Raw genomic sequence first — 24,295 nt, forward strand, 5'->3', positions numbered from 1 at the left:
TTGCCAATGCGCCTTCGGGCGCATTTCTTTTTTGGGGCGCAGGTCGCGCCAAGCGGCAGCAGCCCGCGCGGGCCTTGGCCTAAACTTGCAGGCTTCTCCGCCACAAGCAGCAGGAAACCACCATGAACGCTCGCGACCCCTCCTTGCCCCTGCAGCCCGATCAGGCCAGCGCCCTGGGCGAGTTTGCCTCGCGCGTCTGGGATGAAGAGATCGTCCCGGCGCTGACCCAGTACATCGCCATTCCGGCCAAGAGCCCGATGTTCGACGCCGACTGGGCCGCCAACGGCCATATCGAGAAGGTGCTGCGCGACGCCGCCAGCTGGGTGGAGAGCAAGAAGGTGGCCGGCCTCAAGCTGGAGGTGATCCGCCTGGAAGGCCGCACGCCGGTGATCTTCTTCGAGGTGCCCGCCACCAAGGCCGATTGCCAGGACACCATCGTGCTCTACGGCCATTTGGACAAGCAGCCTGAGTTCAACGGCTGGCGCAACGACCTCGGCCCCTGGACGCCCAAATACGAAGACGGCAAGCTCTACGGCCGCGGCGGCGCCGACGATGGCTATGCCGTCTACGCCTCGCTGACCGCCATCATGGCGCTGGACAAGCAGGGCATCCCGCGCCCGCGCTGCGTCGGCATCATCGAGACTTGCGAGGAGTCGGGCTCCTACGACCTACCGGCTTACATCGACGTGCTCAAGGAGCGTCTGGGCAATGTTTCCCTGGTCGTGTGCCTGGACTCCGGCGCCGGTGACTACAACCAGCTCTGGCTGACCACCTCGCTGCGCGGCATGGTCAGCGGCGTGCTCAAGGTCGAAGTGCTCAGCGAGGGCATCCATTCGGGTGATGCTTCCGGCGTGGTGCCCTCATCGTTCCGCATCCTGCGCCAGGTGCTGGACCGCCTGGAAGACTCCAAGACCGGCCGCCTGCTGCCCGAGAGCTTCCACTGTGACATCCCGACCGACCGCGTCGAGCAGGCGCAGGCCACGGCCGCCATCCTCAAGGACGAGGTCTACAAGCGCATGCCCTGGGCCTGCGGGGCCGACGGCGGCCCGGTGCTGCCGATGACCGCCGAGCCGGTCGAGGTGCTGCTCAACCGCACCTGGCGCCCGACCCTGTCGGTGACCGGTGTCGACGGCTTCCCCGAGATGAAGAGCGCCGGCAATGTGTTGCGCCCGTTCACCGCCTTCAAGCTGTCCCTGCGCCTGCCGCCGCTGATCGACGGCAATGAAGCGGCGCTTCGCCTCAAAGCCTTGCTGGAAGACAACGCGCCCTACAACGCCAAGGTCACCTTTGTGCCCGATGGCCGCGCCGGCGCTTATGGCGCCACCGGCTGGAACACGCCTGACCTGACACCTTGGCTCAGCCGCGCCCTCAACGAGGCCAGCGAAAGCCACTTCGGCGCGCCGGTCGGCTACATCGGCCAGGGCGGCACCATTCCGCTGATGAGCATGCTGCAAAAAGGCTTCCCCGCCGCCCAGATGGTGGTCTGCGGCGTGCTCGGCCCCAAGAGCAATGCCCATGGCCCGAACGAATTCCTGCATGTGCCCTATGGCAAGCGTCTGACGGCCGCGGTGGCGCAGGTGATGGCGGCGCATCCGTGAGTGGAGTGAATAGGTGAACAAGTGAAGAGGTGAATGAGACACCATCGAGGCGTTCACCCGTTCACCCGTTCACCCGTTCACCCGTTCACCCGTTCACCGCAACGTAAACCCCGTATCCACCATGCCGCCCTGCAAGTCCTGCAACAGATGGGTCAGCGGTGACAGCTGCACATAGCGGGTGCTGACCTTGATGGCATAGGCGAACAGGCGCGGCAGGTCCTCGGCATAGCGCGGCTTGCCGTCGCGGTGCTTGAGGCGGCAGAACAGGCCCAGGATCTTCAGGTGGCGCTGCAGGCCACTCCACTCAACCTGGCGCCAGAATTCGCCGAAATCCTCATTCACCGGCAGGCCGGCCTTGCGCGCCTGCTCCCAATAGCGAACCGCCCAATCCAGCTCCTGCTCTTCGTCCCAGGAAATGAAGGCGTCACGCAGCAGCGAAGCCAGGTCGTAGGCGATGGGCCCGCGCACCGCGTCCTGGAAGTCCAGGATGCCGACCTGGCCCTCGGGGCAGACCATGAGATTGCGCACCATGAAATCTCGGTGCATGGCGACTTGTGGCTGCTCGACCATATTGCGCACCAGCACCTGGCAACTGTGCTCCCACCACTTTTGCTGGGTCTCGTCCCAGCTTTTGCCGAACTCGCGCTGCACGCACCAGTCGACGAAGATCTGCAGCTCTCGGCGCACAAAGGCCTCGTCATAGCTCGGCAACTGGCTGGCATCGATCTGGCTCTGCCACTGAAGCAGGGCTTGCAGGGCCGCACGCATCAGCGGCTCCGCTTTTTTGGGGTCGTTTTGCTGTGCTGTCAGCAGCGCCTGGAGGTACGGCTCATTTCCCAAGTCGGCCAGGAGCAGGAAGCCCTGCTCGGCATCGGCCGCGAACACCTGCGGCACATGCAGGCCACAGCCGGCCATCAAAGCACCGACTTTCAGGAAGGGGCGCACATCGTTCGATTCGGGCGGTGCGTCCATGACGATATAGCTGCGGCCGCTGCTATCGGCAACGCGCAGATAGCGGCGTGAACTGGCGTCGGCATTGGCTTCGCGCAGGGTTTCGGCGAGCAGGCCGAAGCTCGGCTGCAGGCTGTGCAGCCAGGTCTGAAAGGCGTGTTGACGCTGCGGATTCGGCCAGGCGATGGAGGTCATGGAGGGCAGCGTCAAGCGCTTCTTGGGTGTGGGGGATCGGAGCGGGCCGGCGCTCTTGGACAAGATTTGCCGGCTCGTGGCCGCGCGGTGCGGGCGAGAGTCGCGCCCGCGCTTGGCGCAGCCTCATGGATAATGGATTTTACAAACCGCGAGCCCTGGCTCGGTGCCGAGCTTGCAAGCCGCCGCGCCGCGCTGGCCGCAGCACTCAATCCTGCTTCACCTAACGACGCCTGCCGACGCTGTGCCGCGCCCCTTGACCCTGAACCCCTCCCTCCTGGCGCTTGTCCGCTGCTGGCCCTGTTGCGTGTGGCTCTGTCTGGCCACGTCGGGCCATGCGCAGACCCTGCCATCGGCGCCATCCGCTGCTGCTTCGGCCGCGGCGCCGGCGGCGCCAGTGGGCACGCGCTTGCGCCCGACCATGGTGCTGAGCAAGCGCGTCGCGGGCAGCGAGCTGGGCGCGGAGGAGTCGAACAAGCCGGCACTGGTGCTGAGCGCTCGCAGCGTGGTGACGCGCATCGACCAGGAGTCGCTGGCGGAGGGCGATGCCGAGCTGCGCTATGGCGAGCTGCTGCTGCGCGCCCAGCGGCTGGGCTACCAGCAGGTCGATGACCTCGCCCGCGCCACCGGCGGGGTCGAGATCAGCCGTGCAGGCAGCGTCTTTCGCGGCCCGGAGCTGAGCCTCTACGTCAATCGTTTCGAAGGCGAGTTCCTCAGCCCGAGCTATTTCTTCTCTCAGACCGGTGGCAGCGGCAAGGCCACGCGCCTGCGCTTCATCGACGCCAAGCACATGCTGGCCGAGGGTGGCACCTACAGCAGCTGCCCGGTCGACGAGAACCAGCCGCAGCCGGCCTGGGAAATCAGCGCGCAAAGCCTGAGCATGGATTTCGACGCCAACGAGGGCGTGGCCAAGGGCGCAGTCCTGCGTTTTTATGGCGTGCCCATCCTGCCGGCGCCCACGCTGAGCTTTCCCCTGGCGGGCCAGCGCAAGTCAGGCTGGTTGCCGCCCAATATCAGGCTGGACAAGCGCAGCGGCGTCGAGTTCGGTCTGCCTTACTACTGGAATCTGGCGCCCCAGCGCGATGCCACGCTGACGCCCTTCCTGATGACGCGCCGCGGCCCCGGCCTGGACAGCGAGTTTCGTTATCTGGAGCCCCAGCATGCCGGCGAGCTGAACCTGGCCTTGCTGCCCTCGGATCGCGTCGCACGGCGCACGCGCTGGGCCCTGAATGTGTTGCAGGACGGCGAATTGGGCATGGACTGGCGCTACCACGTGCGTGCCGAGCGGGTGTCGGACGACGACTACTGGAAGGACCTGCCCGAGCGGGTTAAGAGCCAGGCGCAACGCCTCTTGATGGCCGATCTGCAACTGGAACGCCGGCGCGAATGGGCCTGGGGCGAGGGCCATGCCTATGCGCGCCTGCAGCGCTGGCAGACCTTGCAGGGCCAGGATCCGCTGGCTCGATTTGACTCGCCTTACCAGCGCTCGCCGCAAATCGGCCTGCGCCTGAATACCGCGGCCGATGATTCGGTTTTGGATGGCTTCCGGCCCTGGGGCCGCAAGGCGCGCCTGGAGGGGGCGATCGAGCTGGAGTACAACCGCTTCGATCTGCCCGACTCGGCGCCAGCCAGCCAGGCGAGGGCGGGAGGGCAGCGCACCCATATGCTGGCGCATCTGAGCGCCCCCTTGGGCGGGGCGGCCTGGTGGTTGATTCCGCGCTTCGAGGTCAATGTCGCCCATTACGTGCTCGACCAGGCCGGTACGGACGGCCTGCGTTCCAAAGGGCGGACGGTGCCGACCTTCAGCCTCGACCATGGCTGGATCTTCGAGCGCGACACCCGCCTGTTCGGCCGCGCCCTGACCCAGACCCTGGAGCCACGCCTGCTCTACGTCAACACGCCTTATCGCGCCCAGGAGAACCTGCCCCGCTTCGATTCGGCGGCCAAGGACTTCAACTTCGACTCGATTTACACGGCCAACCAGTTCTCGGGCATCGACCGCGTGTCGGATGCCCACCAACTGACGGCCGGCGCCACCAGCCGCTGGGTCAACGCCAATGATGGCGACGAGGTGCTGCGCCTGGGTCTGGTGCAGCGATTCCAGTTCCGCGATCAGCGCATCACCGCAGACAACGTGCCGGTCAAGCAGCGTTTCTCTGACCTGCTCCTGCTGGGCGCTGCGCATCTGGACACCCGCTGGTGGCTGGACGGCGCCCTGCAGTACAACTCGGACAGCGGCCGCTCCGAGCGCGCCGTGCTGCGCGCCCGCTACTCGCCGGGCACCTTCCAGACGGTCAGCGTGGCCTACCGCCTGGCGCGCCAGCAGAGCGAACAGGTGGAGCTGGCCTGGCAATGGCCGCTGTTCGGTAAGAGCGCGCGCGGCGGTGGTGGCAGCGGTTGCTCGGGGGCCTGGTACAGCGCCGGCCGGGTGCAGTACAGCCTGCGCGATCGGCGCCTGACCGACTCGGTGCTGGGCTTTGAATATGACGCCGGCTGCTGGGTTTTGCGGGTCGGCGCCGAGCGTTTGTCCACCGGACGCGCCGAAACGAACACGCGCTTGATGCTGCAAATGGAGTTGGTGGGTTTGTCCCAGCTGGGCTCCAATGCGCTCAAGGTCTTGAGGGACAATATCCCTGGTTACCGACAGCTGAGCTCCGAGCGCTCGGCAAGCCTTGAAGCCCCTTATGACTGATATGTCGATTCGTACCCTCTCTCTTGCGCTGGCCCTGCTGTCGACGAGCGGTCTTGCCGTGGCGCAGACGCGTGCTGCGGACCTCAATCCCGGTGACTACATTGCCGTGGTGGTGAACCAGGATGTGGTGGCGGCCAGCGAGGTCATCCAGCGCAAGGCCCGTCTGCGCGAAGAGGCGCGCCAGCGAGGGGACCGCATGCCCGACCTGGAAGCGCTGCACAAGCAAGCGCTTGAGGCCATGATCGAAGACCGCGTACTGGTCACCTTCGCCCGTGAAACCGGCGCCAAGGTCGACGAGGCCGAACTGGACCGGGTGGTGGCCAATGTGGCGGCGCAGAACAAGCTGACCATGCCGCAGCTGCTGGAGCGGTTGAAGACCGACGGCCTGGACTTCCGCACCTTCCGCGAAGGCCTGCGCGACCAGATGATGACCGAGCGCGCGCGCGAGCGCGAAGTGCCGGCGCGGATCCGCATCACCGATGGTGACATCGACAACTATCTGGACAAGCGCCGTGAGCAACTGACCAATTCGGGCCAGCTCAATCTGGCCCAGATTTTGGTGTCGGTGCCCGAAGGCGCCTCGGAGGCCATCGTGGCCGAGCGCTTGGCGCGCGCCGAGGCTGCCGCTGCCCGCATCAAGGCCGGCGAGGACTTCGCCAAGGTGGCCAAGGAAGTGTCCGAAGACGGCAACAAGCAGCTCGGTGGTGAGATCGGCTTGCGTCCGGCCGACCGCCTGCCCGATGTCTTCGTGCAGCAGGTCAAGGGCCTGAAGACGGGCCAGGTGGCCGCCAGCCTGCTGCGCAGCGGCGCCGGCTTCCATCTGCTCAAAGTGGTGGAGCGCCAAGGCGCGGAATCGCTGAGTTCGGTCGTGCAGACCCGTGTGCGCCATGTGCTGCTGCGCCCCTCGGCCCAGCTGACCCCCGAGGTTGCCGCGCGCCGCTTGGCGGAATTCAAGCGCGCCATCGAGTCGGGCCGCGCCAGCTTTGAGCAGGTCGCGAAAGACAACTCGGAAGACGGCAGTGCAGCCGAAGGCGGTGATCTTGGCTGGATGGCGCCCGGCGTGCTGGTGCCCGAGTTTGAGCAGGCCATGAATGCCTTGCCGCTGGGTGGCTTGTCCGAGCCGGTGCAGTCGCGTTTCGGCCTGCACCTTATCCAGGTTCAGGAGCGCCGCACGGTCGAGATCGAGCCCAAGCAGCTGCGCGAGCAGGCCAAGGCGGCCTTGCGGGAGAGCAAGTACGAAGAGGCTTACCAGGAATGGATCAAGGAACTGCGGGCACGCGCCTACGTTGAAGTCCGCGAGTGGCTGGACTGAGCCGCGAACACAATGGCTCAACACATTGCCCGCAAGCGCTTCGGTCAACATTTCCTGACCGATGTCCACATCATCGAGTCCATCTGCGACGCGATAGCCCCTCAATCCGGCGAAGCACTGGTCGAGATCGGCCCCGGTTTGGGCGCCATGACCCTGCCTTTGCTCAACCGCATCCCGGCCTTCAGCGTGATCGAGCTGGACCGCGATCTGGCCGCACGCCTGCGCCAGCGCCCCGGTCTCGAGGTGATCGAGTCTGATGTGCTCAAGGTTGACTTTGCCGCTCTGGCTGCGGCCAAGGGCCAGAAGTTACGTGTCGTCGGCAATTTGCCCTACAACATCTCCACGCCCATCCTCTTTCATCTGCTGGGTGCGGTGGACCATGTGGTCGACCAGCACTTCATGCTGCAGAAAGAGGTCGTGGACCGCATGGCGGCCTCGCCCTGCTGCAAGGACTATGGCCGCCTGACCGTGATGCTGCAGTGGCGTTATGCGATCGAATCGGTGTTCGATGTGCCGCCCGATGCTTTCGATCCGCCGCCGCGCGTGATGTCGGCGATCGTGCGCATGCAACCCTATGCGCAGCCGCCGCAGCTGGACAAGGGCTTGTTCGGTGAGATGGTCGCGGCTGCTTTCTCGCAGCGGCGCAAGCTGCTGCGTCACAGCCTGGGTGTCTGGTTGACGGCTCGCGGTTTCTCGGGTCAGTTCGACCTGCAGCGCCGGGCTGAGGAAGTGCCCGTGGCCGAGTATGTGGCTCTGGCCCAGCAGCTGGGCACGCCGGCCGCCTGAGGCTCGGCATGCCGCGGTGTCGCGGCAAGCGGACATGCAAAAGGGGCCTCGCGGCCCCTTTTTTGTCTTGCTGGCTGGTATTCGTTACCGGCTCAGGCGGCGCTCAGCCACATGGCGGTATCGAAGGCGCTGCTCATCATCGGCATATTCGTTCCGAAGTTGGCATTGGCTGCCGCCTTGGAATTCTTTGCTGCCGGCTTGGCTGCAACGCTGGTGGTCTCTTCAGCAGCCCGCTCCCATGACCCGTTTTCTTGGGAGCGGGCTACTGAAAAGAATAGAAGCACCTGAACTGGACTTTTCTGTCGCCCCAGTAGTCAGCGGCTTCTCGGAAGACATCGAGCAGTTGCTCGCGCGCTTCGCGGTCAAACTTGCTGTTGTCGGGCAGCTGTTCCAGCACCACGACAAAGCCAGGCTGCGCGCCGGACTTGTGAACCAGATCGGTCATGCAGTCATGCAGGGCGTCCAGGTTCTTGCCAAAGTGGGCGGGGAACAGGAAGGCCTGGGCGATGGCTTCCAGCACATCCTGCTTGGACTGTGCCTCGCTCAGATTGGCGTACAGAAAATGCTGGCCAGCATCCTGTGCGGCGTGCATCAAGTCCTCTACGCGGTAGGCCCTTATGGCCTGCACGATATTGGGACGGACGGTCTGCAAAAGCATGGTCGCGATCCTCCTATATAGTCACAGAACTTTTTATCGCCGCCGACTCGCTGCAGGGCTTCAAGGCTGGACGCGCTTGAAACTGCTGTAGTGGTCGTCGGTGTAGTAGCAAACATCAGGGCGAGTCGGGGGCAAACCGCCACAGACCAGACGCCTGGCGCCGCGATTGCGGGCTCCGGGCGTGCGGACGGTGTACTCGTGGTAGTAGCCTCGGGCCTGGCGCGGCAAGATGCGCTCACGATTGCCAAACACGGTGCCGTCTTTTCGGTAGGGGAAAGGGCCCCCGGCGAGGATCAGACGATGCGTGGTTTGGGCTTCGCGCGGCAAGGCCGTCAAGGCCACAGAATCCAGTGACGGATTCGGCGAGGTTACCGATTCTTTGGCCTGCACTTGCGCGCCGATCGACGCAGCAGCGAGCAAAATCGCTGCAAAGCCTGACTTGCGCCAAGTGGGCCACCGAGGCGGCCAAGAGAGCAAAGACACGGGTTTACCCTGTTCCTGAAAGCATGATGGTACCGAAACCGCTCGAAAACCTCAAGCGGCCACCCCTCGGATCAGTGCGCGGTATTGATTTGTGAGTGTGCGCACACAGTCTCAGAAATCCACGCAACTACGCTGTTTCATCGCCCTGAAATCTGCGGGTGAGTTCTTACAAACTTTTGTAAATAGTCGCTCTGACGGGCGCATATCGGCTCGAATTTCCCGCTCCAGCGGCCCGCCTTGGCCTTCGGCCAAGGCGAACTCCCGGGTGTGAGCCAGCCGCTGGCCGGCCGCTTTCAGCGTGCAGCGTTGGCGTCCGCCACGGTCAGCGCCGTCATGTTGACGATGCGCCGCACGGTAGCCGACGGTGTCAGCACATGGACGGGTTTGGCCGCGCCCAACAAGACCGGGCCGATGGCGATGCCGCCGCCGGCCGCCGTCTTGAGCAGGTTGTAGCTGATGTTGGCGGCGTCGATATTGGGCAGCACCAGCAGATTGGCCTCGCCGCTGAGCGTGCAGCGCGGCATGGTCACAGCGCGGCTGGCTGGATCCAGCGCCGCATCACCGTGCATTTCGCCATCTACCTCCAGCCAGGGCGCTTGCTCGCGCAGCAGGGCCAGGGTCTGGCGCATCTTCAGCGCGCTGGGGTGGTCACTGGTGCCGAAGTTGGAATGCGAGAGCAGGGCCACCTTGGGCTGGATGCCGAATCGCACCATTTCTTCGGCAGCCATCACGGTGATCTCGGCCAACTGCTCGGCCGTCGGGTCGTAGTTGACGTGGGTGTCGACCAGAAACACCTGGCGGCCCGGCAGCATCAGGCCGTTCATGCAGGCATAGACGGGCACATCCTGCGGCGTGCGCGGGCAGCCGCCTTCGTGTTTGCCGATCACCTGATCGATGTAGTGCAGGTGGTTGGCGGTGGTGCCCCACGTACCGCAGAGCATGCCATCGACCTCGCCTTTGTGCAGCAGCATGGCGCCGATCAAGGTCAGGCGGCGGCGCATCTCGATCTTGGCCACCTGCACCGTCACGCCCTTGCGCTCGGTCATCTGGTGGTAGGTTTGCCAGAAGTCGCGGTAGCGGTGGTCGTTCTCGACGTTGACGACGTCGTAGTCGCGGCCCTCTTGCAGACGCAGGCCAAAGCGCTCGCAACGTTCGGCAATCACGGCCGGGCGGCCGATCAAGGTCGGGCGGGCCAGACCTTCGTCCACCACCACTTGCACGGCGCGCAGGATGCGTTCTTCTTCGCCCTCGGCATAGGCCACGCGTTTGTTCACCGCCCGCTTGGCCACATTGAAGATGGGCTTCATGGTGGTGCCCGATGCGTAGACAAAGCTCTGCAGCTTCTCGCGGTAGGCGTCCATGTCGGCGATGGGGCGCGAGGCCACACCCGATTCTTGAGCCGCCAGCGCCACGGCCGGCGCGATCTTCATCATCAGGCGCGGGTCGAAGGGCTTGGGGATCAGGTATTCGGGGCCAAAGCTGAGGTTGGCGCCGGCATAGGCTGCCGCCACCACTTCGCTCTGCTCGGCCTGGGCCAGTTCGGCAATCGCGCGGACCGCGGCGATTTCCATCTCGTCATTGATGGTGACGGCGCCGCAGTCCAGGGCGCCGCGGAAGATGTAGGGGAAGCACAGGACGTTGTTGACCTGGTTCGGGTAGTCGGTGCGGCCGGTGGCCATGATGGCGTCGTCGCGCACCGCCTTGACTTCCTCGGGCAGGATTTCCGGCGTCGGGTTGGCGAGCGCGAAGATCATCGGCCGGGCTGCCATCTTGGCGACCATGGCCGGCTTGAGCACACCGCCGGCCGACAGGCCCAGGAAGATGTCGGCGCCTTCGATGGCTTCGCTGAGGCTGCGGGCCTCGGTCTTCTGCGCGAAGCCGGCCTTGTCCGGGTCCATCAGCTCGGTGCGGCCTTCATAGACCAGGCCAGCCAGGTCGGTCACCCAGATGTTTTCCTTGGGCAAGCCCAGCTTCACCAGCAGGCCCAAGCAGGCCAGGGCCGCCGCACCGGCGCCCGAGGTCACCAGCTTGACCTGCTTGATGTCCTTGCCCAGCACTTTGAGGCCGTTCAGGAAGGCCGCGCCGACGACGATGGCCGTGCCGTGCTGGTCGTCGTGGAAGACGGGGATCTTCATGCGCTCGCGCAGCTTGCGCTCGACATAGAAGCAATCAGGTGCCTTGATGTCTTCGAGGTTGATGCCGCCGAAGGTGGGCTCCAGTGCGGCGATCACGTCGACCAGCTTGTCGAGGTCGTTCTCCTGGATTTCCAGGTCGAAGACGTCGATGCCGGCGAACTTCTTGAACAGCACACCCTTGCCTTCCATCACCGGCTTGGAGGCCAGGGGGCCGATATTGCCCAGGCCCAGCACGGCCGTGCCATTGGTGACCACGGCGACCAGGTTGCCGCGCGAGGTGTAGCGGAAGGCATTGGCCGGGTCAGCGACGATTTCTTCGCAGGCAAAGGCCACACCTGGCGAGTAAGCCAAGGCCAAGTCGCGCTGGTTGACCAACTGCTTGGTCGCGGCGATGGCAATCTTGCCCGGCGTTGGGAACTCGTGATACTCCAGCGCCGCTTGGCGCAGCTGCGCAGTTTTCAGTTCGGAATTGGGCATGGTGCTGTCTCTCTTGGGAATTCGCGAGGAGTCCGCCGGGGCTGGCCACATGCTGCGGCCAAAGGGACGGCGATTGTAGAAGCGGGATCTGCATCGAGTGTGGCGTGAAAACTTGCCCCTGCGATACGCGAAACTGCGCATCTTCTGGCCCCATCCTCAGTCTGATACTCCGCTCTGGCCTGAAGGACTGCTGCATTTGAATTTCGCCCCGTTCCCGACCCCGCTTGCCGAAGCTGCCCGCCCCTGGAACTGGCGGCGTGCCTTGCTATGGGGTGCCCTGTTTGGCCTGCTGGTGGTGGCGCAGTCGCTGTTGGTCGCGCTGACGCTCAGCTATGAGGACGCACGTGCGCAAGAGCATGTGGACCAGGTGGCCACCGAGGTGGCGGCACGAGTCAGGCAATTGGCGGGGCAGGACCTGCAAGCCCTGCAGGGCTTGCTCTGGCAGGACCGGGCTCGACCGCGCCGCATGGGTGATGAGGCCGAGCTGCTGCGACGCTTGCGCGCCGTGATGCGCATCGAGTTCCGCGATGCCCGCCTGCAGGTGCTGGACGTGGCCGAGTCGCCCTATGTCTCGCCCCTGTTCAAGCAGCTGCCGCGCGGCCAGATGCAGGTGGAGACGGAGTTGGCCTGTTCTGCCGCGCAGCGCCAAGGCACCCAGCTCTATTCGCGCAGCTACTTCATCCCCTTGCCCGGCGGCGAGGGCCTGGAAGTGGTGGACCTGTGCCTGCCGCTGCTGAACGCCAAGGCGGTGGACTCTTATCTGGTCGCCACCTTGAGCCTGCGCCATCTCTTGGAGGAGGCCGTCACGCAGGATCTGGTGCGCGGCCACGAGCTCAGCTTTGTGGAGGGCGACGGCACCCGCCTGGCGCGCACCGGCCTGTCGCGTGGCGCCGGCATCTACCTGGCCGAGCGACTGGTCGACCTGCCGGGTCTGACGCTGCAGCTCAAGGTCGATGCCTCAGCCGGCCGCCCCAAGCTGATTCCCAATCTGGCCACCGCCCTGGTGCTGGGTCTGTCGCTGAGCTTGTTCGCCCTGGTGATCCTGCTGGCGCGCGATGGGCGGCGCCGTGCGCTGGCCGAGTCGGCCCTGGCCGAATCGCTGGCCTTTCGTCATGCCATGGAGAACTCGCTGATCACCGGCCTGCGCGCCCGCACCATGGCCGGCAGCATCAGCTACGTCAACCCGGCCTTCTGCGCCATGGTGGGCTTCAAGGCCGAGGAACTGCTGGGGCACGGCGCTCGGCCCGACCGGCCCGATGACACGCCGCCCTATTGGCCGCCCGAGTTCGTCGAGGAATACCGGCGCCGGCACGCCGACCGCAGCGCCCGCTGGGCCGCCGACAATCGCCCCGGCGGTCAGGACCCGCGCCAGGGCTTCGAGACCGTCTTCATGCGCCGCAACGGCGAGCGCTTTCCGGTGCTGATCTTCGAAGCGCCCTTGCTCGACGCCCAGGGACAGCAGACCGGCTGGATGAGCGCCGTGCTTGATGTCTCGGACCAGCGTCGCATGGAAGAGCTCTCGCGCCAGCAGCAGGAGCGCCTGCAGGCGACGGCCCGCCTGGCCACCATGGGTGAAATGGCGTCCCTGCTCAGCCATGAACTGAACCAGCCGCTGGCGGCCATCGCCAGCTACGCCACGGCCTCGGTCAATCTGCTCGCCAATGAGCCGGACGACCCGCAGACACCCGACCTGGTGCGCCAAGCCTCGCTGCGCATCGCCGAACAGGCCGAGCGGGCCGGTCGCGTGATCAAAAGCGTGCATGGCTTTGTGCGCCGGCGCGAGCAATCGCGCGAAACGATCGCCGTGGATCAGCTCTTCGACGCTGTGCTGCCGCTGGTGCGTTTGCAGGCGCGCAAGAGCGGCACCCGCATCGTCCTGGAGCTGCCCGAACCCAGCCCGCGCGTGCGCTGCGACCGCACCATGGTCGAGCAAGTGCTGCTGAACCTGACCCGCAATGCCATCCAGGCCATGGAAGAGCATGCAACTGCGCCGCAGCGCCTGCTGACCCTGCGCGCCGCCGTGGTCGACAGCCGCTGGGTCAGCATCTCGGTGCTGGACTGCGGCCCCGGCATTCCGCCCGAGGTCGGCCGTCAGCTCTACACCCCCTTCTTCACCACGCGGGCCGAGGGCATGGGCCTGGGCCTGAGCCTGTGCCGCACCGTGGTGGAGCAACACGGCGGTGCCATGGACTATTTCAAACGCGAAGTAGCGCCTGGCGGCACCGAGTTCCGCTTCACCTTGCCCGCCGCCAATGCCGCCCCGGAGTCCTGAGATGAACAACAGCCGAAAACTGCCGGTGGTCTACCTGGTCGATGACGAAGACGTGGTGCGTGATGCCTTGGGCTGGCTGCTGCGCTCGCGTCGCTTGCTGTCCGAGGGCTTTGCCAGCGCCGAGGCCTTCGAGGCCATGCTGGACGCTCGGCCCGAGCAGGCGCGCGATTGGCCCGATGCACCGTCTTGCCTGCTGCTCGATGTGCGCATGCCCGGCATGAGCGGCCTGGCCTTGTTCGAACGCCTGCTGCAGCGCGGCCTGTGCGGTGGCCTGGAGCAGGGCGTGGTGCAGCCGTCCTTGCTGCCGGTGATCTTCCTGACCGGCCATGGCGATGTGCCCACCGCCGTGGCCGCCGTCAAGCGCGGCGCCTTTGATTTCGTCGAGAAGCCGTTCTCTGACAACGGCCTGGTCGACCGCATCGAACAAGCCCTGGCCCTGAGCGGCCAGGCGATCGAGGCGCGTCAGCAGCGCGGCCAGATGGCCCAGCGCGTGGCCGAGCTGACCGAGCGCGAGCGCGAGGTCATGCAGCTGGTCATCCAGGCTCTGCCCAACAAGCTGATCGCCGACCAGTTGCACATCAGCGTGCGCACGGTCGAGGTGCACCGGGCACGTGTGTTCGAGAAGATGAACGTCAAGTCGGCGGTCGAGCTGAGCAACCTTTTGCGCGAGAGCTGAGGCCGCGCTTCAAGGCGGCGCCGCTGCGCCTGCCTTGAGGCTGAGGCGATCCAAGCGCGGACTTGTTTGCGTCAGCGCCGGCTGGCGGGCGCCGCCGATGGCGTAGAGCTTGCCATCCAGGCTGAGCACACCCAGGCCATGGCGAGGCTCGGGCATTTCGGTCCGCACCCGCCAGACGCCTTCAGCGGCATCCAAGCATTGCACCTGGCCCAGCACGCCGCCGCCATTCTCGGCGGTTTCACCGCCCACGCTGCACAGCAGTTCGCCCTGCGCGCCCAGCACGCCGAGGCCATGGGCGGCCTGGGCAAAGGCCAGCGGCGCTTGCGCTTGCCATTGGCCGCTGGCTGGGTCGAGGCGGTGGACGCTGCGCAGATTGGCGCCCTTGTACTCACGCCCGCCGATCAGATAGGGCCGGCCGGCGAATGTGAGTGCGGCGGCACTGCTCTTGGTCTCGGGCCCAGCCGTCAGGACGCGCCAGCGCTGGGTGTCGGGCCGGAAGGCTCAGTGCCAGTTGACATCGTGATGGTCGCCCCACTGTCCGTTGGCCCTCGCGCGTGGGCTGCGGCCGCTGAGCAGGTGGATCTCGCCGCCCTGCACAAACGCGGTGGACTCGGTCAGCGCCTTGGGCAGCGGCGCCAGGCGCCGCCAGCGCGTGCTGCCGTCCTTCAGGCTGAGCACATCGCGGCTGGCGCACCAGTCGCCTTGTGCGCAGCGCACAAAGCCACCGATCATGTAGAGCGTTTGCCCCAGGCTGATCAGCTGCGCATGGTGGCGGCCCTCGGGCAGGGCCGGCCCCAGGCTCCAGCGGTCGCTGGCCGGGTCGTAGATTTGCAGCGCATCGCTGAGATGGCCTTGTGCCGCCGGCAGCTCGCTGCTCAGGCCGCCGGCCACGACGAGGCGACCGCCATGCACCGCCGGGTAGATCTCCTGCACGCCGATCGGCATCGGCGCCAGCGTTTCCCAGCTCAGGGTCGGGTCTTGCACATGGCTTGGGGCTTGGGCCTGGCTGCTGGCGCTGGCCAGTGAGAACAGGCCAAACAGGCCGAGCAGAGCTGGCGCTGCTATCCGTTTCATAGGTCTTCCGAGAGTCCGTCTGTTTGCGGCGCTAGCTTAGCGCGCAGACGATGCCCAGTCGATCAGGAGAACAGGGCCTGCGCGCAGGCGCGTGCGCGCTGCGGAACACTGCCGGCCAGGGCGAGCGCCGGGCGCTGCCCCGGCAGCAACAGCTGTGCGAACACCGCCTGCACCTGCTCGGCGCTGACCGCCTGCAGCTGCGCCATGGCCCGTTGCGGATCGCGCAGCTGACCGAAGCTGAACAGCTCCTGCGCCGCGCCTTCCATGCGCCGGGCCGGCTGCTCCAGCGAACGAAGCGCGCGCATCTGCAACTGCTTGCGCGCGCGCGCCAGCGCCACTGGGTCGAGCGGACCCTGGGCCTGGCGCTGCAGCAGGCTGTGCACGGCCTGCAGAAACTCTTCGGCCTGGGCCGGCGCCGTGGCGCCCTCGATCACGAACTGGCCGTAGAGCGGCAGGATGTCGGCCGAACAAGCCACGTGGTAGGCCAGGCCGCGGCGCTCGCGGATCTCGTCCAGCAGGGGCGAGCTCATGCCTTCGCCCAGCAGGGCGGCGGCCAGCACATGGGGCAGGTGTTCGCTGCTGTGCACATCACCCAGGCTGGGCGCCGGGAAGCCGAGCAGGATCTGGCACTGGCCGCTGCCGGCCATGCGCCGCGTCTTCAGCCCGCCCTGCCAGCTCGGTGCGCTCAGGGTGTGCGGGCTGCCGGCTGGCATGGCGCCGAAGGCCGCGGCCACCGCACGCTCGAAGGCGCTGGCGTCGACCGGCCCGGCCACCGCCACCACCACATTGCTGGCGCTGTACTGCGCCCGCACATAGGCGAGCAGATCGTCGCGGCTGAAGCGCAGGATGTTGGCGCGTGTGCCGATGATGGGCCGGCCGGCCGCGTGGGTGGCGCCGTAGCAGGCGCGGTCGAGCAGCTGGAAGGCAGCGCTGGTCGGGTCGTCCTCGAACTCGCTGAATTCCTGCACGATGACGCCGCGCTCGCGCTCCAGCTCTTCGGCCGGAAAGCTGCTGTTCAGCACGATGTCGGCCAGCAGCTCGATGAAGGCCGGCAGGTCACTCGGCAGGCCTTCGATGTGAAAGGCCGTGTGGTCCTTGTCGGTGTGGGCATTGAGTTCGGCGCCCAGAGCCTCGGCGTCGAGATTGATGCGCTGGCAGTCGCGGCTGGCCGTGCCCTTGAAGGCCATGTGTTCGACCACATGGCTGATGCCATTCAATCGCGCGCTTTCATGGAGGCTGCCGGTGCGGATGAAGACGCTCAGGCTGATCGTCTCGCGCCAGGGCATGGGGATGGCGACGGTGCGCAGGCCGTTGGCGAGTTGGCTGACTTGGGTGGCGGAGCGGGGCGAGGCGTGTGGCTTCAAGGGGGGCGGCGAATGGCGGGGAAAGACCGCTAGTGTCGTTGCCTCGGGGCGGTTCGTGTCCAAGGCCTCGCCAAGCCCCGACTGTTTGACAGCGAACAGACGCGCGGGCGACGCCGCTGGACGATGCGGCATCTCCTTCGCTGGCCAGGACGCATGTGATGAGCATTCCCCGCACCGGACAGGCTTCCGAGCCCTTGACGCGCGCCGAGTTCCAGCAGCGCTTTCAGCTGCGCTTCTACGACCCGGCCTACCGCAGCGAGCAGGCCGCCATCGATCGCCTGGAGGCCATCGCCTGGGACGCCCTGGAGCAGGGCCGCAAGGCGCCGCTGACCCGGCCCGGCGGCCCCGGCTTTGCCGACCCGGCGTATGAAATCTCGGTGCAGTGGCTGGAAACCCGCGCGCGCTTGCAGGCGGCGCAGCAGCGCTGGGGCGAAGCCGCCACGCCTTCCAGCGTGCTCTTGGTCTGCGGCAGCGCGCGCAATGATGGGACCTGCCCGGGCGAGATTTCCAAGACCTGGCGTCTGAGCGGCTTGGCCCGTGAGGTGCTGGAGGCCGCCGGCCTGCAGGTCGACTTGCTGGATCTGAGTCGGGTGACCTCCGAGTACGGCCGCACCATCCACCCCTGCAAGGGCTGCGTGTCCAGCGCCATGCCGCTGTGCCACTGGCCTTGCAGCTGCTACCCCAACCACGCGCTGGCCCAGGCCGACGACTGGATGGCCGAGATCTACGAGCGCTGGGTCGCCGCGCACGGCGTCATCATCCTGGCGCCGACCTATTGGTACCAGTCGCCCAGCCCGCTCAAGCTGATGATGGACCGCCTGGTCGCCGCCGATGGCGGCAACCCCGATCCCAGTTCCACCCATGGCAAGCACCTGGCAGAGGCCAAGCAACTCGAAGCCCAGGGCTGGGACTATCCCAAGCATTTGGCCGGCCGGGTGTTTGGCGTGGTCGTCCATGGCGATGTGGCCGGCGTCGAGGTGCACCGGCGTGGCCTCTGCGATTGGCTCGAATGGATGGGCCTGCTTGACGCCGGCGCGGCGGCCAAGCTCGATCGCTATATCGGCTACTACCAGCCCTACTGCGACAGCCATGAAGCGCTGGACGCGGACAGCGCCGTGCAGGAAGAGGTGCGCAATGTCGCCCGTGCCCTGCTGCAGGCCGTCCAGGACCTGCGTGCGGGGCGCTTGCAGCCGAGCGGCCCTCCGGTCCAGCCGTCGCGCCCGAAATGATTCCTCTGCCCCGGCCTCGCCTGAGTGCGAGCCCGGCGCGGCCACCGAAGCTGCGCTGCCTGCAGCAAACACGAAAGGATTCACCATGAGCGAAAAGACCGCCAGTGTTCTATGGAACGGCGCCGGCAAGCAGGGCCTGGGCCAGATCAGCACCGAGTCCGGCGCTTTGCAGGACCACCCCTATGGCTTCGCCAGCCGCTTCGGTGATGAGCGGCGCGGCTCCAACCCCGAGGAGCTGCTGGGCGCGGCCCATGCCGCCTGTTTCACCATGGCCTTTTCCTTTGCCTGCGAGAAGGCCGGTTTTGCCACCCGCACGGTCGACACCCGGGCGAGCGTGCGTCTGAGCGCCGCCGGCGAGGGCTTTGTGATCGACCGCATCGCCTTGCAGCTGCACGCCGAGGTGCCCGGCCTCGACGAGGCCCGCTTCCAGGCGCTGGCCGAGACGGCCAAGCGCGAATGCCCGCTGTCCAAGGCCCTGGCCAGCGTGGCCGAGATCAGTTTGCAGGCCACGCTGACCCAGGCGCCGACATGAGTCCCGCCGTGGAAACCCCTCTGGTCGCCGCCGCCGAGCAGCCAGCCAGCGCCGAGCAGCTGCGTCTGGGCTGCATGGCCGATGTGGCCGCGTCGCGCCTGCGCACCGTGAGCGGGGACGCCTTGCTGGTCGAGGTGGCGGCCCTGCTGTCGAGTGCGCAGATCAGCGCCGTGGTGGTCTGCGACGCTGTCGGGGTGGCCCAGGGCATCATCACCGAGACCCTGTTGATCCGGCAGCTCGGCCTCGGCCATGCCGATTTCTTTGCCACCCGTGCGGCTGATGTCATGCAGCGCGAGTTCACCTCCTGCGCCCCCGATGACCTGCTGCGCGAGGTCTTGAACCGCATGCATGAACGCGGCCTGATCCATGCCTTCTTGATTGGCGCCAACCGCAAGCCGCTCGGTGTCTTGACCCTGCGCGACGGTCTGCGCGCTCTGCTGGCCGCGGGCGATCAGGAAGAGCAGCTCTTGCGCAACTATGTCATGGGTGTGGGCTATCAGTGAGGCGGCGGCCGTTCCGGCCGTGCGGAGCGGGCGCCTCTGCTTACAATTTCCCCCATGCGCTTTCCCTTCGACAGCCTGCCAGGCCTGCGCTGTCTGCTGCTTCTGCTGGCGCTGCTTCCCCTTCTTTGGCGCCCTGCCCATGCCGGCCCGGGTGGCAGCGCCATGGAGGTGCAGTTCCGCAGCGTCACGGTGCCGCAGAGCACGGTGCCAGCCATCGCGCAAGACCGCGCCGGCTTCATCTGGGTGGCCACCAGCAAGGGCCTGACCCGCTATGACGGCTACCGCCTGCGCCCTATCGAGCAGGCCGGCCCGACCCGTGCCCAGCGCAATCTGGGCTGGGTCCGCGCCTTGAGCCCTGGCCGTGACGGCCGCATGTGGATCGGCACCGAATTTCTGGGCTTGATGGCCTTTGATCCCGCGCAGGACCGCATCGAATCGCTGGGCAGCGGCCGCGGCACCGCCGGCCCGCATGCACCGATCCGGGCGCTGGCGGAAGACGCGCAAGGCGAGGTCTGGGTCGGCACTCTGGGCCAAGGTCTGTGGCGCTACACGCCGGCGACACGCCACTTCGAACCTCAGGAGCTGCGCTGGCAGGGTGAGCCTGAGGCTCGTTTGCTCTCCTTGCAGATCGCCCGCGACGGCACGGTCTGGGCCGGCCATTGGCGCGGCCTGTCGCGCCGGCGGGCCGATGGGGGCTGGGAATCCCTGGCCCTGCCCGGCGCTGAATCTGGCGTGCCCGTGCTGGCGCTGGCGGAAGACCGCGCCGGCCGCATCTGGCTGGGCACGCAGGACGGCCGCCTGGGCGTGGTCGAGCAGGGACGTGTGCGCTGGGTGCAGGAACTGCACACCCCGCTGCAAGCCCTGGCTTTGGCCAGCGACGGGCGGCTCTGGGTGGGCAGCAAGGTGGGCCTGCTCTGGGTTAACCCGCTCAATGGAGAGATCGAAGCGCGGCTGCGCCATGACCCGCGCCGTTTGAGTGGACTGACCGGCAACGACATCAGCGGTCTGCTGCGTGACGCCAGCGGCGCGATGTGGGTCAGCGGCTACGGCCTGGGTTTGCAGCGCCACCAGCAGCATCCGGCGCTGGCCGTGCGTGGCCCCGACCCCGATCCGGCCGCCCCCCTGGCCGACGCCGATGTGCGCGCCTTGCTGCGCTTGCGCAGCGGCGAGGTGCTGGCCCCCACGCAGAGCGGCCGGCTGGTACGTCTGGACGGCCGCCCCGGGCATGACCTGGCCACCTTGGGCCTGTGGCCGCGCGAGCGCAGCAGCGTGGTCGAGTCGCTGGCCGAAGCGCCCGATGGCAGCGTGTGGATGGCCGCGGCCGGCCGTCTGGAGCACCGCTCGGCTCAGGGTCGCCTTTTGCGCGACTGGCCGCTGGACGGTGGGCGTGCGCAACGCCTGCTGCTGCGCGCCAACGGTGAGGTCTGGTTGGGCATGCAGGAGGGCTTGTACCGCCTCGCCGGTCCGACGGCGCCGGCTTTGCAACGGGTGCTGCGCGCCGACGGTGCGCCCTTGCACGGCGCCATCCATGCGCTGATCGAGATGCCGCCGGGTGCCGCTGACTCAGGCCGGCTCTGGGTCGGTGGGCAGCAAGGTCTGTTTCGTGAGAGCCCGGGCGCCCAACAGGAGCCGGGCCGGCTTGAGGCCGTGCCCCAGGCGCCGGGCGAGACCCTGGCCAGCCCGGTGGTGATGGGCCTGCTGCTGGCGCGTGACGGCACGCTCTGGCTGGACACGCCGGTCGCCGGCCTGCATCGCCTGCGCGGCTGGGATGCCGCGGGCCGGGCCCGCTTTGACCGCATCGGCGAGCGCCATGGCACCGAAGGCGTGTTCGGCGGCAATCTGCACGAAGACGGCCGCGGCCGCATCTGGAGCCAGCTCTACGTCTACGACCCCAAGACCGATCGCTTCGACGGCTTCGGCCTGGCCGAGGGTGCGGCCTTCGGCAGCTTCTGGTTCTTCGCCAGCGCCGAGCTGCCGGGCGGCGCGCTGTTGTTTGGTGGCAGCCGTGGCCTCTTGCGGGTGCAGCCTGAGCTGTTCGAAACCAACTCGGGTGCGCTGCCCTTGGTCATCAGCGCCCTGCGTGTCAACGGCCAGTCTTACAGCCCCGAGCGTGCGGCGTCAGCCGAGCAGCCCACAAGCCTGCGACTGCCCGCCGGTACGCGCACCTTCAGCGTCGAGTTTGCCGGCCTGGACTATGCCGACCCCAGCCGACTGCGCTACCAGTACCGGCTGCTCGGCCTGGACAGCGATTGGACCAGCGTCGACCCCGGCGCGCGCAACCCCAGCTTCGGCCCGCTGCAGCCGGGGCCTTATGCCCTGCAGGTGCGCGTCAGTGCGCACCCGACGCTCTGGGGTCCGGCCCAGCTGGAGCTGCCGGTCGAGCTGCTGCCTGTCTGGTGGCAGACCGTCTGGGCGCGCCTGGCCGGGGCGGCCATGCTGCTGCTTTCGCTCTGGGGCTTTGTGCGCTGGCGCACCCGCGTGCTGCGCCGCCGCGAAGCCGAATTGCAAGCCCTGGTCAACGAACGCACGGCCGAGTTGCGCGAAGCCAGCCTCACCGATGCGCTGACTGGGCTGCGCAACCGGCGCTATCTGGAACTGCGTCTGCAGGATGACCTGCCCCTGTGCCTGCGTCGTTTCGAGGCCGGTGCCGATGCCGGCCATGGGCTGCCCGGCCCGGACAGCGATCTGGTCCTGATGCTGCTGGATCTCGACCACTTCAAGCGCGTCAACGATGTCCACGGCCATGCCGCCGGCGACGCCGTGTTGGTGACCCTGGCCGAGCGCCTGCGCCATGTCTTCCGCGCCACCGATTCGCTGGTGCGCTGGGGCGGCGAAGAGGTGCTGGTGCTGGTGCGCGCAACCCAGCGTGAAGACGCCGCCGAACTGGCCGCGCGTGCCTGCGCCGCCGTGCGCGATCTGCCTTTTGACATCGGCTTCGGTCAGAGCGTGGCCGTCACCGTGTCGATCGGCTTTGCAGCCTTCCCGCTCGACCCCCGCCGCCCGCGCGCCTGGGACTGGCCGGCCACGCTGGCCTTGGCCGACTCGGCCCTGTATGCCGCCAAGGACCGGGGGCGCGATGGCTATGTCGGCGCGGTCGAGGCCCGGGATCTGGCACCCAAATCGGTGCCGAGGGATTTGAGCGTTTGGGACGCCGCGGACACGCGTCTCGTGTTGCGGGCTGGAGGCTCAGCCAAATAGGGCCTGGGCTCGGCCTCTCGCCGTGCCCAGGCAGGTGCATGCCGATTCAACGGCTCAGCGTCAGACCGCGTCGCTTCAGATAGGGCTCGAGCTTGGGCTTGGAGCCAACCATCTGCTCGAACTCGGCCATGATGTCCTTGCTGCCGCCAATGGCGAAGACATGGCGCTTGAGCCGTTCACCGGTCTTGCGGTTCAGGCCGCCCTTGTTTTCGATCCACTCGGCCGTGGTGGCGTCGAGCAGCTCGCTCCACAGATAGCTGTAATAGCCGGCCGAGTAGCCGCCGACCATATGGCTGAAGTAGGGCGTGCGGTAGCGCGGCGCGACCAGGGTCTGCTCGGGGCCAAAGCCTTCTTGTTGCAGCACGCGGGCCTCGAAGGCCATCACCTGCTCAGGCCCGGGCACCTCGGCGGCACTGAGCTGGTGCCAGCGCTGGTCGAGCAGGGTGGCGCCCAGGTATTCGGTGGTCGCAAAGCCCTGGTTGAAGGTCTTGGCACCGAGCACCTTGTTGAGCAAGGCCTCGGGCATGGGCGCGCCGGTCTGGTGATGGCGGGCGTAGTTCTTGAACACCGAGGGCCAGGTCAACCACATCTCGTTGACCTGCGAAGGGAACTCGACATAGTCGCGCGGGGTGCCGCCCAGGCCGGGGTAGCGGATGTCGCTGAGCATGCTGTGCAGATTGTGGCCAAACTCATGGAACAAGGTGTTGGCCTCGTCCCAGCTCAGCAGCGTCGGTTGACCGGCCGCCGGCTTGGCGATGTTCAGATGGTTGCCGACCACCGGCTTCTCGCCGAACAGCTGGCTCTGTCGCACATAAGCGTTAGCCCAGGCACCACCGCGCTTGCTGGGGCGGGCATAGAGGTCGAGCAGCAGCAGGGCTTGCGTCTTGCCATTTGGCGCCAAGACCTCCCAGACCTGCACATCAGGGTGGTAGACCGGCAGGTCGTTGCGGCGCTTGAAGCTCAGGCCGAAGAGCTCGTGGGCGGCGTGGAAAACGCCGCGCTCGAGCACGTTCTGCAGTTCCAGGTAGGGGCGCAGCTGCTCGCCGTCGTAGCCATGTTGGACGGCACGCAGGCGCTCGCTGTAGAAGGACCAGTCCCATGCCTGCAAGGCGAAGCGTGGCTGCCCGGCGGCGTCCTGTTCGCGGTCGGCCAGGCTTTGCAGCGCCGCCTGCTCCTGGCGCGCCGAGGCCAGCGCAGCCGGGGCGAGCTGGCGCAGCAGCGTGTTGACCGTCTTGACCTCACGGGCGGTCTGCTCCTGCAACTCGAAATCGGCATAGGTGGCAAAGCCCAACAAGGCCGCGCGCTCGGCGCGCAGGCCGGCAAAGCGGCTGACCAGGGCGGTGGTGTCGTTGCCGTCGCCGAGGCTGCCACGCGCGATCGAGGCTTTGTAGAGCCGCTCACGCAAGGGGCGGTATTGCAAGCGCTCAAGCAGGGGCTGGCCGGTGGTGTTCAGCAGCGCGATCTTGTAGCGCTCGTCACTTGGCTGCTTCAGCGCATCGATCTCGCTCTCGGGCAGGCCCTTGAGCTCGGCGCGTTCGCTGACGAACAGCGCGGCCTCGTTCACGCCCGCCAGCACCTTGCGGTTGAACTCGGCTCCCATCTGCGCGAGCTCGCTGTTGATGGCACGCAGGCGCTGCTGTTTGTCGGCCGGCAGCTCGGCGCCGGCGCGGCGCAGATTGCGGTGCATGCGCTCCAGCAGGCGCTGCTGGTCCGCGGCCAGCTTGGGCTTGGCCGCCAGCAGCGCGTCCAGGCGGGCGAACAGGCGTGGGTCCAGCGCGATGCGGTCGCGGTGCGCTGCCATCTCCGTCGCAAAGCGCTGTTGCAAGGCCTGGCGTGCCGGGTTGTTGTCGGTGCCGCTGAGGCTGCCGAGCAGGTTTTGTGCGCGGCCCAGCAGACGTCCGGCACGCTCCAGCGCTTCCACCGTGTTGGCAAAGCTCGGCGCGGCCGGGTTGCGCAGGATGGCGTCGACCTCGCGCCAATGCAGGGCCATGCCGGCCTCCAGGGCAGGGGCGAAGTCGCCGTCCTGGATCTGGTCGAAATGCGGGTAGCCCAAGGGCAGGGTCGAGGGCTGGAGCAGGGGGTTGTCGCGGGCGCTGGCGGTGAAGGCGCTGGCGAGCAGCAGGGGGAGCAGGAGGCGGCGCATGGGTGGGTGGTGGTGGGGGT

The 24,295-nt window shown here is 67.2% G+C and carries 19 protein-coding genes; 11 read left to right on the forward strand and 8 right to left on the reverse strand.

Going from position 1 to position 24,295, the window contains the following annotated elements; genetic code table 11:
- Positions 1-122: 122 nt before the first annotated feature.
- Positions 123-1,598 carry a M20 family metallopeptidase gene (locus ACQY39_RS05575; RefSeq protein WP_428504188.1) on the forward strand — a complete coding sequence of 492 codons (1,476 nt, stop codon included), beginning with the start codon at positions 123-125 and terminating at the stop codon, positions 1,596-1,598.
- A gap of 93 nt (positions 1,599-1,691) precedes the next feature.
- On the opposite strand, the gene ACQY39_RS05580 is transcribed toward ACQY39_RS05575, so the two are convergent.
- The gene (locus ACQY39_RS05580) at positions 1,692-2,753 is read right to left on the reverse strand and encodes an aminoglycoside phosphotransferase family protein (protein WP_428510730.1); all 1,062 of its coding nucleotides are present in this window, start codon (positions 2,751-2,753) and stop codon (positions 1,692-1,694) included.
- 295 nt (positions 2,754-3,048) lie between these two features.
- On the opposite strand from ACQY39_RS05580, the gene ACQY39_RS05585 reads away from it, so the two are divergent.
- The 4 genes from ACQY39_RS05585 (at position 3,049) to ACQY39_RS05600 (ending at position 7,819) form a co-directional block, all read left to right on the forward strand.
- Entirely contained in the window at positions 3,049-5,433 is a 2,385-nt protein-coding gene (locus ACQY39_RS05585) for an LPS-assembly protein LptD (protein WP_428504190.1), read from the forward strand.
- Position 5,434: 1 nt separating this feature from the next.
- Positions 5,435-6,745 carry a peptidylprolyl isomerase gene (locus ACQY39_RS05590; RefSeq protein WP_428504192.1) on the forward strand — a complete coding sequence of 437 codons (1,311 nt, stop codon included), beginning with the start codon at positions 5,435-5,437 and terminating at the stop codon, positions 6,743-6,745.
- A 12-nt stretch (positions 6,746-6,757) separates the two neighbouring features.
- Entirely contained in the window at positions 6,758-7,531 is a 774-nt protein-coding gene (rsmA, locus tag ACQY39_RS05595; protein ID WP_428504194.1) for a 16S rRNA (adenine(1518)-N(6)/adenine(1519)-N(6))-dimethyltransferase RsmA, read from the forward strand.
- Between the two features lie 111 nt (positions 7,532-7,642).
- Positions 7,643-7,819, forward strand: a complete 177-nt coding sequence (locus ACQY39_RS05600) for a hypothetical protein (protein ID WP_263561418.1) — start codon at positions 7,643-7,645, stop codon at positions 7,817-7,819.
- On the opposite strand, the gene ACQY39_RS05605 is transcribed toward ACQY39_RS05600, so the two are convergent.
- The 3 genes from ACQY39_RS05605 to ACQY39_RS05615 form a co-directional block, all read right to left on the reverse strand.
- Positions 7,794-8,189: a barstar family protein gene (locus ACQY39_RS05605; RefSeq protein WP_102768452.1), complete on the reverse strand. Its 396-nt coding sequence runs from the start codon at positions 8,187-8,189 to the stop codon at positions 7,794-7,796. The genes ACQY39_RS05600 and ACQY39_RS05605 overlap by 26 nt on opposite strands.
- Positions 8,190-8,249: 60 nt before the next feature.
- On the reverse strand, positions 8,250-8,579 hold the full coding sequence (locus ACQY39_RS05610; RefSeq protein WP_411969920.1) for a ribonuclease domain-containing protein: 330 nt from the start codon (positions 8,577-8,579) through the stop codon (positions 8,250-8,252).
- A gap of 386 nt (positions 8,580-8,965) precedes the next feature.
- Positions 8,966-11,284: an NADP-dependent malic enzyme gene (locus ACQY39_RS05615; protein ID WP_428504197.1), complete on the reverse strand. Its 2,319-nt coding sequence runs from the start codon at positions 11,282-11,284 to the stop codon at positions 8,966-8,968.
- A gap of 196 nt (positions 11,285-11,480) precedes the next feature.
- On the opposite strand from ACQY39_RS05615, the gene ACQY39_RS05620 reads away from it, so the two are divergent.
- Both ACQY39_RS05620 and ACQY39_RS05625 read left to right on the forward strand, forming a co-directional pair.
- A complete protein-coding gene (locus tag ACQY39_RS05620; RefSeq protein WP_428504199.1) occupies positions 11,481-13,556 on the forward strand; it encodes a sensor histidine kinase in 2,076 nt (691 codons plus the stop codon).
- 1 nt (position 13,557) lies between these two features.
- Complete coding sequence (locus ACQY39_RS05625) at positions 13,558-14,232, forward strand: response regulator transcription factor (RefSeq protein ID WP_428504201.1); 675 nt, start codon at positions 13,558-13,560, stop codon at positions 14,230-14,232.
- Between the two features lie 9 nt (positions 14,233-14,241).
- Here ACQY39_RS05625 and ACQY39_RS05630 read toward each other — a convergent pair whose 3' ends face one another.
- The 3 genes from ACQY39_RS05630 to ACQY39_RS05640 all read right to left on the reverse strand — a co-directional run bounded on the left by ACQY39_RS05630 (position 14,242) and on the right by ACQY39_RS05640 (position 16,670).
- Complete coding sequence (locus ACQY39_RS05630; protein WP_428504203.1) at positions 14,242-14,514, reverse strand: hypothetical protein; 273 nt, start codon at positions 14,512-14,514, stop codon at positions 14,242-14,244.
- A 219-nt stretch (positions 14,515-14,733) separates the two neighbouring features.
- On the reverse strand, positions 14,734-15,306 hold the full coding sequence (locus ACQY39_RS05635; RefSeq protein ID WP_428504205.1) for a Kelch repeat-containing protein: 573 nt from the start codon (positions 15,304-15,306) through the stop codon (positions 14,734-14,736).
- A gap of 62 nt (positions 15,307-15,368) precedes the next feature.
- Positions 15,369-16,670, reverse strand: a complete 1,302-nt coding sequence (locus tag ACQY39_RS05640) for a M16 family metallopeptidase (RefSeq protein WP_428504207.1) — start codon at positions 16,668-16,670, stop codon at positions 15,369-15,371.
- Between the two features lie 158 nt (positions 16,671-16,828).
- On the opposite strand from ACQY39_RS05640, the gene ACQY39_RS05645 reads away from it, so the two are divergent.
- From ACQY39_RS05645 to ACQY39_RS05660, 4 genes are all read left to right on the forward strand, one after another.
- Positions 16,829-17,899, forward strand: coding sequence for a flavodoxin family protein (locus ACQY39_RS05645; RefSeq protein ID WP_428504209.1), 1,071 nt, complete (start codon positions 16,829-16,831; stop codon positions 17,897-17,899).
- Positions 17,900-17,984: 85 nt separating this feature from the next.
- Entirely contained in the window at positions 17,985-18,431 is a 447-nt protein-coding gene (locus tag ACQY39_RS05650; protein WP_428504211.1) for an OsmC family protein, read from the forward strand.
- A complete protein-coding gene (locus ACQY39_RS05655) occupies positions 18,428-18,934 on the forward strand; it encodes a CBS domain-containing protein (RefSeq protein WP_428504213.1) in 507 nt (168 codons plus the stop codon). The genes ACQY39_RS05650 and ACQY39_RS05655 overlap by 4 nt, the downstream gene beginning before the upstream one ends.
- Positions 18,935-18,988: 54 nt before the next feature.
- Entirely contained in the window at positions 18,989-22,132 is a 3,144-nt protein-coding gene (locus ACQY39_RS05660) for a ligand-binding sensor domain-containing diguanylate cyclase (protein ID WP_428504215.1), read from the forward strand.
- Positions 22,133-22,178: 46 nt separating this feature from the next.
- Here the strand turns inward: ACQY39_RS05660 and ACQY39_RS05665 are convergent, their stop codons facing one another.
- Positions 22,179-24,275 carry a M3 family metallopeptidase gene (locus ACQY39_RS05665; RefSeq protein ID WP_428504217.1) on the reverse strand — a complete coding sequence of 699 codons (2,097 nt, stop codon included), beginning with the start codon at positions 24,273-24,275 and terminating at the stop codon, positions 22,179-22,181.
- Between the last annotated feature and the right edge of the window lie 20 nt (positions 24,276-24,295).

This window comes from Roseateles sp. (genome assembly GCF_965262435.1).
Taxonomy (GTDB): Bacteria; Pseudomonadota; Gammaproteobacteria; order Burkholderiales; family Burkholderiaceae_C; genus Paucibacter_A.

Bases quoted from the DNA above. Each gene is read 5' to 3' on its own strand.
- ACQY39_RS05575 (WP_428504188.1), top strand. From the start codon at position 123: ATGAACGCTCGCGACCCCTCCTTGCCCCTGCAGCCCGATCAGGCCAGC.
- ACQY39_RS05590 (WP_428504192.1), top strand. From the start codon at position 5,435: ATGTCGATTCGTACCCTCTCTCTTGCGCTGGCCCTGCTGTCGACGAGC.
- rsmA (WP_428504194.1), top strand. From the start codon at position 6,758: ATGGCTCAACACATTGCCCGCAAGCGCTTCGGTCAACATTTCCTGACC.
- ACQY39_RS05600 (WP_263561418.1), top strand. From the start codon at position 7,643: ATGGCGGTATCGAAGGCGCTGCTCATCATCGGCATATTCGTTCCGAAG.
- ACQY39_RS05605 (WP_102768452.1), bottom strand. From the start codon at position 8,189: ATGCTTTTGCAGACCGTCCGTCCCAATATCGTGCAGGCCATAAGGGCC.
- ACQY39_RS05615 (WP_428504197.1), bottom strand. From the start codon at position 11,284: ATGCCCAATTCCGAACTGAAAACTGCGCAGCTGCGCCAAGCGGCGCTG.
- ACQY39_RS05625 (WP_428504201.1), top strand. From the start codon at position 13,558: ATGAACAACAGCCGAAAACTGCCGGTGGTCTACCTGGTCGATGACGAA.
- ACQY39_RS05635 (WP_428504205.1), bottom strand. From the start codon at position 15,306: ATGAAACGGATAGCAGCGCCAGCTCTGCTCGGCCTGTTTGGCCTGTTC.
- ACQY39_RS05645 (WP_428504209.1), top strand. From the start codon at position 16,829: ATGAGCATTCCCCGCACCGGACAGGCTTCCGAGCCCTTGACGCGCGCC.
- ACQY39_RS05650 (WP_428504211.1), top strand. From the start codon at position 17,985: ATGAGCGAAAAGACCGCCAGTGTTCTATGGAACGGCGCCGGCAAGCAG.
- ACQY39_RS05655 (WP_428504213.1), top strand. From the start codon at position 18,428: ATGAGTCCCGCCGTGGAAACCCCTCTGGTCGCCGCCGCCGAGCAGCCA.
- ACQY39_RS05660 (WP_428504215.1), top strand. From the start codon at position 18,989: ATGCGCTTTCCCTTCGACAGCCTGCCAGGCCTGCGCTGTCTGCTGCTT.
- ACQY39_RS05665 (WP_428504217.1), bottom strand. From the start codon at position 24,275: ATGCGCCGCCTCCTGCTCCCCCTGCTGCTCGCCAGCGCCTTCACCGCC.